Annotated in this window: 8 protein-coding genes; 5 read left to right on the forward strand and 3 right to left on the reverse strand. The window is 43.7% G+C overall.

Annotation, left to right across the window (positions count from 1 at the left end; translation table 11 throughout):
- The first annotated feature begins 32 nt into the window (after positions 1-32).
- Positions 33-2,654: an alanine--tRNA ligase gene (gene alaS / locus NG22_RS10620; protein ID WP_053405704.1), complete on the forward strand. Its 2,622-nt coding sequence runs from the start codon at positions 33-35 to the stop codon at positions 2,652-2,654.
- A 114-nt stretch (positions 2,655-2,768) separates the two neighbouring features.
- Positions 2,769-4,226: an Asp-tRNA(Asn)/Glu-tRNA(Gln) amidotransferase subunit GatB gene (gatB, locus tag NG22_RS10625; RefSeq protein WP_053405705.1), complete on the forward strand. Its 1,458-nt coding sequence runs from the start codon at positions 2,769-2,771 to the stop codon at positions 4,224-4,226.
- A gap of 777 nt (positions 4,227-5,003) precedes the next feature.
- Here the strand turns inward: gatB and ltrA are convergent.
- Positions 5,004-6,257, reverse strand: coding sequence for a group II intron reverse transcriptase/maturase (ltrA, locus tag NG22_RS10630; RefSeq protein ID WP_053405706.1), 1,254 nt, complete (start codon positions 6,255-6,257; stop codon positions 5,004-5,006).
- Positions 6,258-7,047: 790 nt separating this feature from the next.
- Between ltrA and NG22_RS10635 the strand changes: the two genes are divergently transcribed.
- Together NG22_RS10635 and NG22_RS10640 are read left to right on the forward strand one after the other, a co-directional pair.
- Positions 7,048-7,296, forward strand: coding sequence for a hypothetical protein (locus NG22_RS10635; protein WP_053405707.1), 249 nt, complete (start codon positions 7,048-7,050; stop codon positions 7,294-7,296).
- Positions 7,297-7,427: 131 nt separating this feature from the next.
- Entirely contained in the window at positions 7,428-8,516 is a 1,089-nt protein-coding gene (locus tag NG22_RS10640; protein WP_053405708.1) for a TlpA disulfide reductase family protein, read from the forward strand.
- Positions 8,517-8,576: 60 nt separating this feature from the next.
- Here the strand turns inward: NG22_RS10640 and NG22_RS10645 are convergent, their stop codons facing one another.
- The gene (locus NG22_RS10645; protein ID WP_053405709.1) at positions 8,577-11,507 is read right to left on the reverse strand and encodes an FAD-binding and (Fe-S)-binding domain-containing protein; all 2,931 of its coding nucleotides are present in this window, start codon (positions 11,505-11,507) and stop codon (positions 8,577-8,579) included.
- Positions 11,508-11,859: 352 nt separating this feature from the next.
- Between NG22_RS10645 and NG22_RS10650 the strand changes: the two genes are divergently transcribed.
- Complete coding sequence (locus NG22_RS10650; protein ID WP_053405710.1) at positions 11,860-12,333, forward strand: C40 family peptidase; 474 nt, start codon at positions 11,860-11,862, stop codon at positions 12,331-12,333.
- An 84-nt stretch (positions 12,334-12,417) separates the two neighbouring features.
- Here the strand turns inward: NG22_RS10650 and NG22_RS10655 are convergent, their stop codons facing one another.
- Complete coding sequence (locus tag NG22_RS10655; protein WP_053405711.1) at positions 12,418-15,639, reverse strand: SpoIIE family protein phosphatase; 3,222 nt, start codon at positions 15,637-15,639, stop codon at positions 12,418-12,420.
- Positions 15,640-16,922: the final 1,283 nt, after the last annotated feature.

The raw sequence follows: 16,922 nt of genomic DNA on the forward strand, positions 1-16,922 counted from the left end.
TGCAGCAATTTAAAATTTAGTTAATCAATTACATGGATTCCAAGCAAATAAGACAGAAATTTTTGGAGTTTTTTGAAAGCAAACAACACCAAATTGTACCTTCTGCACCGATGGTAGTGAAAGACGATCCTACTTTGATGTTCACCAACGCAGGTATGAACCAGTTCAAGGATCTATTTTTAGGCAACAAAACCGCTGACTACAATCGAGCCGCCGATACCCAAAAGTGTATGAGGGTTTCTGGAAAGCATAATGATTTGGAAGAAGTGGGGATTGACACCTACCACCACACCATGTTTGAGATGCTGGGCAACTGGTCTTTTGGAAATTACTTCAAAAAAGACGCTATTGCCTGGGCATGGGAGTTATTAACGGACGTTTACCAATTGCCGAAAGACCGTCTTTATGTGACGATTTTCGAAGGCGACCAGGGAGAAGGACTGGAGAGAGATCAGGAAGCTTATGATTTCTGGAAAGCCCTGATTGCGGAAGAGCGCATTCTGAACGGAAACAAAAAAGACAATTTCTGGGAAATGGGCGAGCAGGGACCTTGTGGTCCATGTTCTGAAATTCATATTGACCTTCGTACAGAAGAAGAAATTGCAGCCGTTCCAGGCAAAACTTTGGTGAATGAAGACCACCCACAAGTGGTGGAAATCTGGAACCTGGTATTCATGCAATTCAACCGCATGGCGGATGGCAGCCTGATTAAATTACCTGCGCAACACGTGGATACCGGTATGGGATTCGAGCGTTTGTGCATGGCGCTTCAGGGAAAAACCTCCAACTACGACACCGACGTTTTCCAGCCAATGATCCAGTTCATTGCACAGAAAGCAGAAGTAGAATACGGTAAAGATGAGAAAATTGACATCGCATTGCGCGTAATTGTGGACCACATCCGTGCGGTTTCCTTCGCGATTGCCGATGGTCAGTTGCCTTCCAATAATAAAGCCGGATATGTGATCCGACGAATTTTGCGTCGTGCGGTTCGTTACGGTTATACCTTCCTGGGCTTCAAAATGCCATTCATGAATACCTTGGTGCCACTATTATGTGAGCAATTCGAGGGTGTTTTTGATGAATTAAAAGCACAGCAGGATTTCATCATCAAGGTGATCATGGAAGAGGAATCTGCTTTCCTACGCACTTTGGACACCGGTTTGAGAAAAATCGATACGATTCGTGAGGAGTTAAAAACCACCAACAATGATACTATTGATGGTAAAACGGTTTTCGAACTTTATGATACTTTCGGTTTCCCGGTAGACCTTACCGCTTTGATTGCTCGTGAAAACGGACTGCAAATCGACGAAAAAGGTTTTGAGCAGGAAATGCAAGTACAGAAAGATCGTTCCCGTAATGCAGCCAAAACCGAAACTTCGGACTGGACGATTGTCAACGAAGGCGAAGATGTACAATTCATTGGTTACGATCATTTGGAAGCTACTTCCAAAATTTTGCGTTACCGTGAAGTAAAAGATAAAAAGAAAAGCTTCTTCCAGGTAGTATTGGATACCACACCATTCTATGCGGAATCAGGAGGGCAGGCAGGTGACACCGGCTACATTGAAGCAGATGGAAAGAAATACAGCATCATCGATACCAAGAAAGAAAATGATCTTTCGATTCATTTGATGAAGGAATTGCCGGCCAATGTAGAGGCGGATTTCCATGCAGTAGTGAGCGCTAACAAGCGCAGACTTTCTATGAACAATCACTCCGCTACACACTTGTTGCATGCGGCCTTGAGGTCGGTATTAGGAGATCATGTTCAACAGAAGGGATCTTTTGTATCAGACAGCGTTTTGCGTTTTGACTTCTCTCATTTCTCCAAAATGACCGATGAGGAAATTGCTCAGGTGGAGCAGATTGTGAACCAAAAGATTCGCGAGAATATTCAATTGGATGAGAAACGCAACATCCCAATTGCTGAAGCGAAAAACCTGGGCGCAACCGCTCTATTCGGAGAGAAATACGGGGACTTCGTTCGTGTGATTACTTTTGACCCGAACTATTCGGTAGAACTATGTGGGGGTACGCACGTTCCGGCCACTGGTCAGATTGGTTTGTTCAAAATCACCACAGAGAGCTCAGTAGCGGCGGGTGTTCGTCGTATTGAGGCACTAACTGCTGATGGTGCCGAGGCTTATATCAATAAAGAAGCGGAAGAGTTAAAGGCGATCAAAGAAGCTTTGAAAAATCCTAAGGATGCGGTAAAAGCGATTGATGCCTTAATGAAAGAACGCGCTGCTTTGGCCAAGGAAATCGAAGGATTGCATTCGGAGAAAGCACAAGCACTTAAAGGTGATTTGAAAAATGCCGTGGTTGAAAAAGACGGCGTGAATGTCATCATCAAAAAAGTAAGCATTCCTGCGGCTGACCAATTGAAAAACCTTTGTTTCCAAATGAAAAACGAAACAGAGAACCTTTTCATGGTATTGGCAGCTGATGTTGCAGGCAAGCCACAGGTAGCTGTTGTGGTTTCTGAGAATCTGATCGAAGCTAAAGAGCTGCATGCCGGTAAATTGGTGAAAGAATTAGCCAAAGAAATCAAAGGTGGCGGAGGCGGACAGCCTTTCTTCGCAACCGCAGGAGGAAAAGATATCAACGGATTAGATGCAGTAGTAGCGAAAGCTTCAGAAATCATCTGATTTTAGTATAAATTTAGCAAAGATATAGCGCTTGAGTCGTGAGAATTGCAAAAAATTGGTAACTTCAATTTTTAGTTCGTAATTCACGACTCAAGCTTTTTTTATGCTATGACGATGCTAGATCCTGAAGTAAGCGCAAAATATGAGATAGTGGTAGGTTTGGAAATCCACTGCCAGCTTCTAACCAACACTAAAATATATGCCGCCGATGCCAATCGGTTTGGCGAAGCTCCCAATACCAATATTAGCCCGATCACACTTGGCCATCCGGGCACTTTACCCAAACTCAATAAGAAGGTGGTGGATTATGCCATCAAAATGGGACTGGCCTGTGGCTGCGAAATCAGCCGGGAAAACTCTTTTGAAAGAAAAAATTACTTCTACCCGGACCTGCCTAAGGGCTATCAGCTCACGCAGGATAAAGCACCGATATGTGTTGGTGGCGGACTGGAAGTGCTTCCTAAAGGAGCAGCCGAAAAAGTTTACGTTCCGCTCAACCGCATCCATTTTGAAGAGGATGCCGGTAAATCCATTCACTCCGAAACGGAAGATGTCACCCTGGTGGACCTGAACCGCGCGGGAACCCCATTGATTGAAATCGTCACCGAGCCCGCCATACATTCCGCGGCAGAGGCCGGGGCCTTCCTGACCGACGTTCGACAAATTGTACGCTATCTGGAAATTTGCGATGGCAATATGGAAGAAGGCTCCATGCGTTGTGATGCCAACATTTCCGTTCGCAAATATGGGGCTCCCCTGGGCAAAAAGACGGAAGTCAAAAATATGAACTCCATCCGGAATGTGCAGCGTGCCATTGACCATGAGGTAGAGCGACAGATCATCCTGATTGAAGCCGGAGAAGAAGTGATTTCGGAAACCAGGACTTTCGATGCCAACACCGGCACCACGGCGGCCATGCGAACCAAAGAAGAATTGAATGACTACCGCTATTTCCCGGATCCGGATTTATCCCCGCTCTTTGTATCGGAAGAATGGATTGAAGGCATCCGCACAGAAATGCCTCCACTTCCTGCCGATTTGGTGCAAAAATTCACACAGGAATATGGTTTACCCGCTTATGATGCCGGCGTCCTGACCGAAACCAAAGAAATGGCCTTATTCTTTGATGCGGTTTGTCAGCAAACCCAAAACAGAAAGGCGGCTTCCAACTGGATGATGGGACCGATCAAATCCTTTTTGAATGAGCAGGGAGGCGATATCAAGAACTTCAGCTTATCCGTCGATCAGTTTGTGGGTTTGATTGAACTTGTAGATGCCGGTAAGGTCAACTTCTCCATAGCCAGCAAAGAAATTTTCCCACGATTAGTTGCCGACAAAGCCGCCACCGCAGAAAGCATTGCCAAAGCACAAAACTTGTTGCAGGATTCTTCTGAAGACACCATCCGCCCGATTGCAGAAGCCGTATTAGCCGAAATGCCGGATAAAGTCACGGCTTTCAAAAAAGGCAAAAAAGGACTGATTGGTATGTTCATCGGTCAGGTAGTGAAGAAATCCGGTGGAAAAGCAGATCCCAAGAAAGCCGGGGCGATTCTGCAAGAGTTGTTGGCTTAAAACAAAATAAATAGTTCTTATGCGGAAATAGGAGATCAAACAAATTATTGAGTTCGCGGAATGGTTAAAAAAGTCAAAAGATCAAAAAGCAAGAATTACAATTCTGAGACGCATTAGGCAAATTGCATCAAGCGGTAATTTTGGCGATGACAAGCATTTAACTGGGCTTTTTCATAAAAAGTTAGATCGGCCTTTCGACCCATTATATTTAATAATTAATCGTTTCTTTTTCATTTTTTCTTGATAAAAAACGAAATAAAAAAAATCAAGGCTGTGATCAATGTCGGCGGGACAACGAACCTGCTGACAGAATCCATCAAGGCGACATTTGGAGAGGGCGGGAGATTGGTGAAATATTGCTAAAATGTCGCTGTGATGCCTTCTGGTCGCCAGCAGAACCTTTGTCTATCCGCCCATTGATCAAGGCCGGAGGGTTGATGTGGAAGATATTGTACTATAAAGTTAGGCTGTCGAAAATCCTTTAACGTGAGGAAATCAAATAGATCTTCATTGGGAACTGGATCTTTCTTATAATCTGCCCATTGGTAGTTTTATGAAAAAGCCGTGAAGCATTTAATGGGTGGTATTTCTTAACCCGAATTATTCACCGCTAAATTAAGTAATTTGACTTAACTGATTCATTATCAGTTCAATAGAATTATTTCTGCTGATTTTTTTATAGCCCAAAGTCGAGTAAGCCAGGGGACTTTCACCCCTGACTTCTCACAGAACCGTACGTGAACCTCTCAATTCATACGGCTCTTGTCATACAGAGCGCTACAAGAAACTATAGCCCAGAGGCCAGTGATAGAATAAGTTGGGATAATCCTTCGCTATTCTTTTGAGCAAATTGGTCGCTTTTCGACGGCTGCCCTTAAGACTTTTGAATTTATTCATTGCCCAACTCATCAATCGCTGATGCAGATAATAGAAAACTGGGGATAAACCTTTCAGTCGTACTTTCCCATAATAATTCACCCATCCTCGGATGGTATCATTTAGAGATTGTGCGATTTGCTGGATAGTCCCGCCTGTTTTGCGTCGAATGCGTAGTGCTCGGATTTGGTTAATCATTCGAAGTTTAGCTTTTCTGCTCACGGTACAGTCAAATTGCAGAAAATGCCCTCCTCGCTTCAATTTCTTTGACATCGGTCTGAAACTAAAGCTCAGAAAATCGAACTGAACGTTATTATAATTCAGCCCTCTGCCATCCTTCTTGCAGTAAACTATCTTTGTTTTCTCTGGATGTAACTTCAATCCACAGGCCTTGAATCGTTCACGAATTTCAGACAGTAGAAATTCTGCTTGCCGCTGTGAATGACAATGAATGATCATATCATCAGCATATCGCACCAACTTTACCGCTGGGTGGTGGATTTGCATCCATTTATCCATTGTGTAATGTAAATACAAATTTGCCAAAAGAGGACTGATTACCCCTCCTTGAGGAGTACCTTTTCCCTCTTTCAAAATGATACTACCATCATTCAATTGGATGGCTGTTTCCAACCACCGTTTGATGTAAAGCATCACCCATTTTTCCTGAACGTGCTTTTCCAATGCCCTGTATAGCAGGGCATGATCTACATCTTCAAAGAATGATTGTACATCCAAGTCTATCACCCACGCATTCCTGAGAACATGTTTTCTAACTTCTTGAATTGCTTGATGAGCACTCCGAGCAGGCCGATATCCATACGAACAATCCAAAAACTGCTGCTCCAGTCTTGGCTCTAAGTAATTCTTGACTACTTGTTGCGCAATCCTATCGCTAACTGCCGGAATTCCCAAGGGTCTGGTTTTACCATCTCCTTTGGGAATTTCCACTCGCCTTACATGCTGCGGAAAATAAGCGCCCGAAGCTAACCTATTCCAAAGCTTATAAAGTTGTTTGGACCTGTCCTGATCAAAGGCCTCCAAACTCACCGCATCTACACCAGCAGCCCCTTTATTTCGCTTTACTTGCTTGTACGCCTCCCACACCATCATTTTAGTAATGGGAATACTCTTTGTTTCTTCCTTAAAAATCATCCTCTGTTGGAGTTGTAATTAATGATTAAACAGTATGACTGAACCCCTTCGCTCCACTGCCATTACAGCTGCTTCTACACTACTACGAGTTCATCCGCCACCTGATCAAACATTGGTAATCGCCTTATAGATACTTTCTACTTGTGCTTTCCCTTTAGTATTTTGATCAGGCTTCCTGCGTTCCAAAAATACGCCTGAATAAAGTTCATGCCCCCTTTATGACGACTGCCATGTAGCCTGTAATCAGGTTGCTGCTACACTCATCCCTACAGCCCCAAAAATCCATAGGTTTTGACAGTAACTTAGCTTTTTCGCCACTTCATCGGTAGGTTCGCTTACGCTCATCTCCTTTATTCACACCTGACTGCTTTATACAGCCTTTTCTGCTAACGCTTCATCCATAGAAATTGCTTTCCATAAATCCTAGCAGTGGTTTGGTTTGTGCTCCTGAAAGCTCCAAACCGGATGGTCTGCATCCATCATATTTTCAGTTACGTTGCTTTTCGGCAACTCACAGCACACTTTGGGCAAGCTTGCTTTCTCCTCATTCATCTGCTTCGTTGGGAAAAACTCGAAATAGGAGACTATTCCTTCATTTTTCCCGCCTTGCAGCTAAAAGAGGATTGAAGCATGAATAAGCCGGGTTAATAAAGAATTTTTCTTGGGTCTGGCTGCAGCGTATATTATCGAATAGAAGGAAACCAGATCGTTCTTCTTATTAATGGAGGAAATAAATCCACTCAAGGAAAAAACATTCTGAAAGCACTATTTTTATCGGGAAAATACCACGATGGATACTAAGAATAGTTTGAATCAAGAAATATCCAATTTCGTTTTCCACGAATACCTGGAAAACGAAGGGGACGTCTTCGCATTTTTGAAGGAGTTAATTGCTGAAGGCACAGAGGAAGAATTGCTTAGTTCTATCAAAGAACCGACCCATAGCCCGATCGGAAAAGACATTTCGCTTTTCAAACAAAAAGCATTTGAGCGTCCGGAGGAAAATCTTCAAAAAATAAAGGAAATCCTAAAAGGTTAAAAACCGGACAGGAACGAAACTTAAAAGGGATCAACATTGCTGATGTTGATCCCTTTTTCTATTTTGGCCTTGTAAGCCGGTTCAGGCAATTGATTAAATGAATCACATCCATGAGAAAATCATTTTTTAGCATGCTAATCGCTGCAGGCCTTTTGAGCGCCTGTGGATCTGAAAACAAGGAAGTCGAGAGTGGCAACACGATTCATCTTAGAGGTAAAATTGAAGCGGAAAACCCTAAAGGGTCGGTAGTGCTTTTGCAAATTCAACCCGAAGGCAATCTTCGTGACACCCTGAAAATTGCCGCAGACGGCAGCTTTGATTATAGCCTGAAGGATTTTGACCCCGGTTTTTTTCGCCTGATGGTTTATGATCAATTGCCGGTAGTATTGGCGATCAACCAAAATGATTTGGAAATCAATGTCAATGCCGAAGGTTCTACCGTAACCGGTTCGCCGGAAGTAGAATTGCAGCAAAAGATCAATGAACTCATGAGTGGCGTTTCTGATTCTGTTGCCCGCTTACAGATGGATTATGCGGAAGCGGCCAATAGCGGAGATGAGGAGCGCATGAAAAAAGTAGATGCGGAATACACCGCTATGCAAACCAGTCTGAATGATTCCCTGAAGCAAATCATCATTGCCTCGCCGGCCAACCTGACTACTTTACAAATCCTGAGAGATGTCATCACCTACGAACAGGATCCTCAATTTGTAGAAGGTCAATTGGCCAGATTGCAAAAGGAAATGCCGGGCCTGAAAATCCTGGACCTCTTCGAACAAAAGCTGGAAGATATTAAAAAATTAGCCATGGGCGCGGTGGCTCCGGACATCAGCCTGCAAGATACTGAAGGCCAAACCGTCAAACTTTCTGACTTGCGCGGAAAAGTAGTTTTATTGGATTTCTGGGCTTCCTGGTGTGGGCCTTGCCGTAAAGAGTCTCCGCATTTGGTGCAAACTTATAAAGATTTTGAGTCCAAAGGATTTGAGCTTTACGGTGTATCTTTAGACCGTAATGCAGAAGCCTGGAAAAAAGCATTGGAAGAAGATCAACTTCCGGGCAAACAAGTGATCGGTGTAGTGAATAATGAAGCGGAAGTAGCGAAGACTTATAGCATCACCGCTATTCCTACTTCCTTCTTGTTGGACAAAGAAGGAAAGATTATTGCCAAGAATTTACGTGGCGATGAACTGGCAGAAAAACTGGCTGAGGTGCTGAATTAAAAAAATAACAATGCGTTAAAAAGGGCTTTCTCCGTTTTGGGAAAAGCCCTTTTTTTATACTTATACCAAAGCCTCATACAAAATCTCCACCGGATGCTTCGCAATTCTATTCGTCCCATCCTTGATCTGATGACGGCAACTTGTTCCGGTAGCAGCAATCAAGACCTCCTCCGGTTGTTGTCTAACCGTAGGAAACAAAACAAGTTCACCGATTTTCATGGACAGCTCGTAATGCTCTTTTTCATAACCAAACGAACCAGCCATTCCACAACATCCGGAAGGAATCGCCTCCACTGTATAGCCCGCAGGGAAAGACAAAATGCGCTTGGAGGGCACCAAACTGGAGACTGCCTTCTGCTGGCAATGTCCGTGCAGTTTTATTTTCTTAACTTCCTTTGTAAACAGATCCTTGTTGATCTTCCCGGCTTCCATCTCCCGATCCAAGAATTCATCAATCATTAATGCATTTTGCCCCAATTGTCTGGCCACTTCTTGCTGTGTTCCTCTGAGCAAGTCAGGATATTCATCCCGGAAAGTCAGAATTGCAGAGGGCTCCAGGCCTACCAACGGGGTTTTCTCATCAATCAGTTTGGAAAAGGTATTGACATTTTGCTCCGCCAGATTTTTTGCCTTTCTCAAAAATCCTTTGGATAGATAGGAACGTCCGGACGCCACATGCTTGGGCATCAACACTTCATAGCCCAATCGTTCTAACAGCTTAATGGCTGTCTGCCCGATAGGCGTATCATTATAGTTCGTAAACTCATCACAGAAGAAATAGACCTTCCCGTTCGGCGCGGGAGTCACCGGTTTTGGGCGTTTTTCAAACCAATTTCTTAGCGTAGTGGAATGTAATTTGGGAATGGATCGCTCTTTGGCAAAACCACTACCAGCTTTGAAAATGGATGAAGTCAGTGAATTAGACACCACAAAATTATATAGGCCGGGCACTAAGGACGCCAATTGATTGGCACTGTCTACATTAGCAATCAATTTGGAACGGAAAGGAGCGCCATTGGCATCGTAGTATTGCTGCAGAAACTCCGCCTTGATTTTTCCAATATCCACATTGGACGGACATTCCGATTTACAGCCTTTGCAGGAAAGGCATAGATCCAACACTTCTTTGATTTCTTCACTATCAAATCGGTTGGCCTTTGGATTATTATTCAAAACCTCCCGAAGAATATTGGCTCTTGCACGGGTGGAGTTTTTCTCCTCCCGGGTGGCCATATAGGAAGGGCACATCGTCCCACCTGACTTATAAGATTTGATACAAATGGCCGTACCATTACAGTTCTCCGCCGCCCGAACTACCCCATGCACATCCGAAAAATCTAGGATAGTCTCAATCTCCGGCGTTTCATGGCCCGGCTCAAAGCGCAGGCTGCTGTTCATCCTGGGCGTCTCCACAATTTTATTCGGGTTGAAAATACCTTTCGGGTCCCATAGTAGTTTTACCTGCTTCACCAACTCATAGTTTTGCTCCCCGATCATATAAGGAATAAACTCTCCCCGCAAACGCCCATCCCCGTGCTCTCCACTCAAAGAACCTTTATATTTCTTCACCAAAACGGCAATTTCCTGCGCTATTGTGCGGAACATCTCATTCCCTTCTTTGGTCTTGAGGTTCAAAATAGGACGTAAATGCAATTCCCCGGATCCGGCATGTGCATAATGCACACAGCTCAGCTCATACTTTTTCAGCACTTCGTTAAAATCGCGGATATAAGCCGGTAAATCGGCCACATCTACTGCGGTATCTTCAATCACCGGAGCGGGCTTCGTATCTCCCGGCATATTGGACAACAAACCCAGTCCGGCTTTTCGCAAAGCCCATACTTTTTTACAATCCTCTCCCTGAATCAATGGAAAATGATAGCCTAATCCTGCTTCCTCAAAATCTTTCAGCAAATCCTCATAGACCTGTTCTACTTCCGCTTGAGTATTTCGAGAAATGTCAACGGCTAAAATGGCTCCCGGATCTCCTTTCACAAAAAAGCGATAAGGGGAGTACATTTTACTATTGGCCGTACAATCCAAAATGAACTGATCCATCAGTTCGGAAGCCCAAAGGTCATGTTTCAGGGCAATCAAATTTCCCCGAAGTGACTCATCTACGGAGTCAAAATGGATGGCCACCAAAGCTTGCTCTGCCGGAGGCAAGGGTGCACATTGGAGGGTAATTTCATAAATCAAAGCCAGTGTCCCCTCAGAACCGGCAATCAGATCACAAAAATTGAACTTTTTTTCCGTATCCGTAAAAGGAGCGGTTTCCAATAATAAGTCAATGGCGTAACCCGTATTTCGACGCGGGATGGAAGGCTTGGGAAATTCCTTTCGAATTTCTTCCTGATGCTCCGGCACCGAAAGCATTTCCCTCACGCCCCGGTAAATGGTCGCTTCCAAACTGTCTCCTTCACATTTTTGCTCAAAATCTTTAAGGCTTAAAGCCTCAAAAGTCACATCCGATCCATCGGCTAATAATGCTTTGACTTGTACCAACTGGTCGCGGGCAGAACCATAAACAATGGAGTTGGAACCACAGGAATTATTCCCTACCATTCCGCCAATCATCGCACGGCTGGCGGTGGAAGTTTCAGGTCCGAAGAATAAACCTTGCGGTCGTAAATGCATATTCAGGACATCCCGAATAACACCGGGCTGGACGGTCACCTGCTTTTTCTCCGGATCAACGGAAAGGATCTGGTCAAAATTTTTGGAAACATCCACTACCAGGCCGGCACCCACTACCTGTCCGGCCAAGGAAGTTCCGGCAGTTCGGGGAATCAGCGGGATTTGATGTTCATCAGCAAAACGAACCAGGGTCAACAGATCTGCTTTTCCTTTAGGCAAAGCCACGCCAAGGGGCATTTCCCGATAGGCAGAAGCATCGGTTGCATAAAGTTTGCGCATTATCTCGTCATAATGTAAATCTCCCTGTAGTTTTTGAGCCAATTGTTCCAACAATTCCACTTGCTGCCTTTTCATAGTATGTCGGGGTAAAGTATTGATTTCTTAAAAAAATAGATCATCCGATTCGAAATTACCAATCAAATGAACCAAGCCTTGAAATTGCAATAAAATTCCACTCAAGACAAATCCTGCCTTTGATTTCCCTGCATTTTTACGCTTTCCAACAATTTAGGAATCCCCTTTTAAATTTCCATTGCTGTAGGACGATTTGATCTATGCTTATCCTTTTCCACACCAATTGAGATTGAAATTCCTCTAAAAAACCCATAGCCGCCTAAATTCAATGCAAAAAGTCCCCAAAAGGTGCCATATCCCCTTCAGAATATATAAATTGCCTGTTACTGACATTAAATTATTTTTCTCGGGTATGAAAAAGCAATTCCTCCTTTTCACTGGTCTGATATTAACGCTCTTTATGCTGGGTGGCTGCTCAGCGGCTAAGAAAGCCCGAACAAAGAAAATCAATACCGTCATTTCCACTGCCCGATCATACCGGGGTACGCCTTACCGTTGGGGCGGCACTACCCGCGCCGGCATGGACTGTTCAGGCCTGTTGATCAATTCCTTTGGCGCTGTAGGAATCGATATCCCAAGAACCTCTGCCGAACAGGCGAAGGAAGGGAAAAAAGTAAGCATGAATGAATTGAAAAAGGGTGATTTGGTCTTTTTTGCCACGGGCAAGAAAAAAAGAAAAATCACCCACGTGGGATTGGTGACAGAAGTCAAAGGCAAGGAACGTACGATGTTTATTCACTCTTCCAGCAGCCTGGGCGTGGTCGAAACCAACATTTACTCCGATTACTTTAAAAAACGCTTCCGATTCGGTCGCCGGATTATTTAAAAAAGACGAGTTTCTGCCTTACTTTATATAAAAGTAAGCAAAACCATGATTTTAAAGGGCTTTGCCCGAACTTCTCCCGAAAAATCATTTCAGCGTAAAACTAATGAGCAAGACATCATCCACCTGATCTTCCTGCCCTTTCCATTCCTCAAATGCCTGAATAAAGGGAGTGGCCTCTAAAAATTGAGGTTTTGTATTCAAAATGAGTTCCTCCAAACGTTTCTGTCCAAACTTCCGATTATCCGGCCCTCCAAATTGGTCAGTAAGCCCATCGGAAAACAGGAAAAATGAAGTGGCGGCAGCATACTGAAATTCACACTGTGAAAAAGGAATATCCTTTCGTAAAAAAACTTCTCCTATTGACCTCCGTGCCCCTTTATATTTATGCAGCACCCCATTTTCCAAAACCCAAAGGGGACGCTTGGCACCAGAAAACTTCACTTTTCTTTCCTTGGGATCAATGAAGCAGAGGGCCAGCTCCAAGCCTTCCTGCAGGAATGGATTATCATTTTTCATCAGGCGAGTAAACTCCTGATCCACGATTTCCATCACTTCCTTTGGCTCGCTTACAGCCTTCAATTTTATCGTCTCCCGAATCAATACATTGGCAATAGAAGACACCAAAGCACCTGGCACTCCATGTCCCGTACAATCTCCTGCCGCTAATATAAACTGTTGGTCACCATAAGGCATGACCAGATAAAAGTCTCCTCCTACTTTGGTTTTGGGTCGGAACAGTACGAAATACCGATCCACATAGCGCAACAATTCTTTCGCTTTTGGCAGACTGGCCCTTTGTAATCGCGCCCCATATTTAAGATCTCTTTCCATCTGCTGATTCTGCAGGCGGATGGCTTTTGCTTGCAATTCCAAATGCTCCGTTTGTTTTTTCAGCAACTCATTTTTCCTTAAAATGGCCGAAGTACGAAGCGCCACCTTTTCTTCTAATATGCTGTTTTCTCGCTTGAACCGATACGAGAACCACTTTCCTCCTGCAATAAACAATCCGCCGACCAGCATCACATAAATTAGATAAGCATACCATTGACGATAAACCGGTGGCTGAATAAGGAGACTCCTATTATTGGTAGGGCCAACCTCCCCAAAGATATTCATGGCCTCAATCTCAATTTCATATTCGCCCTCAAAAAGATTTTCAATGATCATTTGAGTTTTATATGACCAATCTGACCAGCTAGAGTGACCAGCAATGCGATAACGATATTTATGCGGCATAGTGTTATCCCCAACCACCCCATAATTTAACCTGATGGGCAGACTATCATAAGGCATCTGAAAACTATAATAATCCTCCCCCGAAAGCACTTCCGACCTTCCACTATTGAGGTATTCCATGTTCAAAAACTGAGGCTGGCGCTCCTGGAGGCTAATATTAAATATGGAAGTATGTAAACCAAATAGGCCAAAGCTTCCGCCCATCCAAAAATACCCCTGTTTCCCTTTGGGAACTCCGGAAGTCATTTTCCCAAATGAAAGTCCGGCCATGGACCAGTCACTTTTCAAAAATCGCTGCTGCTCCGAATCCCACTGACTCATCCAAAACTCTTCCTCCTCTCGGTCAAAACTGTTCAGGACTACTTTTCGGTCTCCCCGATCCACCGGATAAACCCGAATGGTTTTAGGGAAAGATTTCAGGTACTCAAACTCCTGCTTACGGTAATCATATTTCCAAAGCGCCTTGTCCCGAATGAATAAATCTTCTCCTACCATTTGGCTCAGAATTAAATCAAAACCCGCGGTTTGTTTTTGCCGGGAAAAAAAACGGCTATGAACTTTTAAAGAATCCGGAGCAATAAACTTTAGCTGCAAAAAACCCAGATCCGCATTCCGGTGCCCGACCCATAGCTGATACAGGAATTCCCCCTGATGAGCAGCCGGGATAATGCGGTTTGGAATTCCGGGCCAGCCACCTGAAAACCACCATCGCTGAGGGCCGGCATTGGACAATTCATAAATTTCAAAATTTTCCCTACGGGCAATCAGTAACCATTCCTTTTGCCACTTTCTAAAAATATGAAAGCTTAAAACCTCGGTACGATTGAGCAGAAAAGGCAGTAAACCCAATTCTTCAGACCAGTTAAAAAGCCCTTCCTCCGTCAGAATCAGCAAGCCCATTTGTTGGCTCCATTGAAACTGCAGCACCTCTCCCATTTTCCTATTCAGAATTTCAATTTTTGGAGCCATATTGTCTGCCCCCTCCAATATCCGTCCAAACTGTTCTTGTGTTCCGAAATACACTGTATCCGGAGAATAGCGGAACAAAGTAGTCACCATACCCTGAAATTGTCCCCCTTCCGGAAATACGAAAAAGGTCCTGCCATTATTCCGTACCTGAGAAACGCCCTTGGCATGGACCACCCAGGAAATCCCCTGTGGATCATTGTATAGGTCAGCAATTCGTCCGGAACTCAGCCCTTCTTTCCTTCCCAAGGCTCGTAGTAATTGCCCCTGTAAATTAAAATACAACAACCCACGCCTTTTGGAAAAAAAAATAATTTGATCTTTATTCAGTAGCGCTCCCCCTTCTAAGACCCCTAGCCTCCGACTTCCTTTCCACAATTGGCGCTCCCCGCTTTGTGGGAAATAATCCCAAATATGATCATTGGGTCCCATTTGTCCGGCAATAATCCAACGTTCTTCATTCACCGGGAAAATAGCGGCAATCCGTTTGTCCGAAAAAAATGCACCCCGCTTAAATAAGCGCTCCCGCCCCTTGAAGTAATAGTGAAAATGTCGGGCAGACCGTAAAATTAAATGATCCCCGAACAGAAAAACTCGTTTTATCTTTTTCTGAATGGCAATGGCTCGCCACTGCGGAGCGTCCAGGGCTCTAATCAATAAGTACTTTTCTGTATTGAAATAAACTTCACCCCGGTGGACTAAACACTGACGCACATCCTTAAAATCACGTAGGGAATCCGGTAATTCCTCCACTAAGGAGACTAATTGAAACCCCTTTTCAGGCTGATACCGCAATTTCCCGAGCGTCCCCATTCCACCGTAAAAAACTTCCCGATGCTCTACTGAGGCTCCTACCGATCGGATAGGTTGCGGTATCCCATTATTGATCAGCGTCCAAAAAGAACCATCATATCGCAAAACACCTTCCGCATTGGCAAAAAATAAATAGCCCTGATCGTTTTGGGCAATATCCCGATTCTCGGCAGAGCCGGAATAATCCGCTCCCGGGCCATATTCCTTCAAAATATCAAAATGCACCCTTTGTGCCATTGCCGGTGTGGCAATCCATAAAAGCAAGCATAGTAAGAAGGAAAATAGGTACATATAAAAAAAGCTCAGGTGCATACCCAAGCTTTACTGATCACCGAAGGTGATCTCCCCTTATTTGATTAATTCAATTGTAAAAAAGGACAAATTTTGAGAACGGGCAAGCAGTAAACATTATTTCTTTCAATATTTTTTGCTATTGAAAAAATGTATTAGTATTGCGCCCCAAAATTATTCCTGCCCCTTTCTTACCCTTTTGGGAATTATCGTTAAGGGAATTGGCCTGAATACACTGGTTTATCCTAACAATCAATATTACTTTTCCGGCGCCTATTTGTTCAATCCCCTTTTCATGCCAAGGGAAGGTTTGGACATAAAACTGAAATCCCCCAATTATTCACGACTAGGAGCCTGTCGGATTATAATCGACTTCACTAAAATCACAAAATATTATTATGGCCATAAATTGGACGTTCAGGGCTTTTTCACAAAAAGCTAGATCAGCCATTCAATACCTTATATTGAATAATTAATTGTTTCTTTTTCATTTTTTCTTGATAAAAAATGGAAAAGGATTTGTGGAGGTTGGGTTGGTGTTGAGGATTTTAACCACCAATTGCACGAATTTACTGGAATTATTTTTTTGGAGGAGTCTGCTATTGTGCTATTCTATTACAACGATCGGTGTTGCTTAATTTGTAACTGTGAGGCTGGGATGTTGGTGAGATTTTATTAGCCACAGATTTCACAAATTAACACGAATTAATTTTAAGGTGGATTGGGTGTTGGATGCATCCCATCTCCCTATTGTTACAGCGAGCATCTCGAGCATCACCAAGACCAACCACTAAATCGTATAGTCCTGTGGATTGGTCGTAATCGCCGCCGGACTTCCACACTAAACCGCTGAAAACCGTGTGCGCAGACCACGGCCAGTGTTTTATAATACCGAAACCCCAAATTATTCACTGCTACATTTATCACATTACCTTAAGCAGCTTAAGCTTGTCAGTATTGGTTTTACTCATTTTTTTAGCCCCAAATTTGGGCTATAAAAAAATCGACTGGACCGAATATAGTACACTAACCATAAGCGAGTTGAAGCAATTCACTAGATCTAGCAGCGAATAATTTGGCTTAAATTTGATTTCAGACAGAAAGGAAGGCAATTGGTGTGATAAAGGAAATTAAGGCGGATTAAGGAGCGAACGCTCATGCGATTTCCGATATTAGCGAACATCAAGACGAACGGTGAGACCATTAGTGAACCGGTTTGTTCATTCCCGTGGCATTCTGTTGATAATTCCACCTCAGCGATAGAAAAAGAAATATGCTTTTAT

Origin of the sequence: Persicobacter sp. CCB-QB2 (assembly GCF_001274635.1) — a bacterium.
Classification (GTDB): domain Bacteria; phylum Bacteroidota; class Bacteroidia; order Cytophagales; family Cyclobacteriaceae; genus Persicobacter; species Persicobacter diffluens.

What these genes read in the sequence shown, in the direction of transcription:
- alaS (WP_053405704.1), top strand. Translation starts at nt 33, where the DNA reads ATGGATTCCAAGCAAATAAGACAGAAATTTTTGGAGTTTTTTGAAAGC.
- gatB (WP_053405705.1), top strand. Translation starts at nt 2,769, where the DNA reads ATGCTAGATCCTGAAGTAAGCGCAAAATATGAGATAGTGGTAGGTTTG.
- ltrA (WP_053405706.1), bottom strand. Translation starts at nt 6,257, where the DNA reads ATGATTTTTAAGGAAGAAACAAAGAGTATTCCCATTACTAAAATGATG.
- NG22_RS10635 (WP_053405707.1), top strand. Translation starts at nt 7,048, where the DNA reads ATGGATACTAAGAATAGTTTGAATCAAGAAATATCCAATTTCGTTTTC.
- NG22_RS10640 (WP_053405708.1), top strand. Translation starts at nt 7,428, where the DNA reads ATGCTAATCGCTGCAGGCCTTTTGAGCGCCTGTGGATCTGAAAACAAG.
- NG22_RS10645 (WP_053405709.1), bottom strand. Translation starts at nt 11,507, where the DNA reads ATGAAAAGGCAGCAAGTGGAATTGTTGGAACAATTGGCTCAAAAACTA.
- NG22_RS10650 (WP_053405710.1), top strand. Translation starts at nt 11,860, where the DNA reads ATGAAAAAGCAATTCCTCCTTTTCACTGGTCTGATATTAACGCTCTTT.
- NG22_RS10655 (WP_053405711.1), bottom strand. Translation starts at nt 15,639, where the DNA reads ATGTACCTATTTTCCTTCTTACTATGCTTGCTTTTATGGATTGCCACA.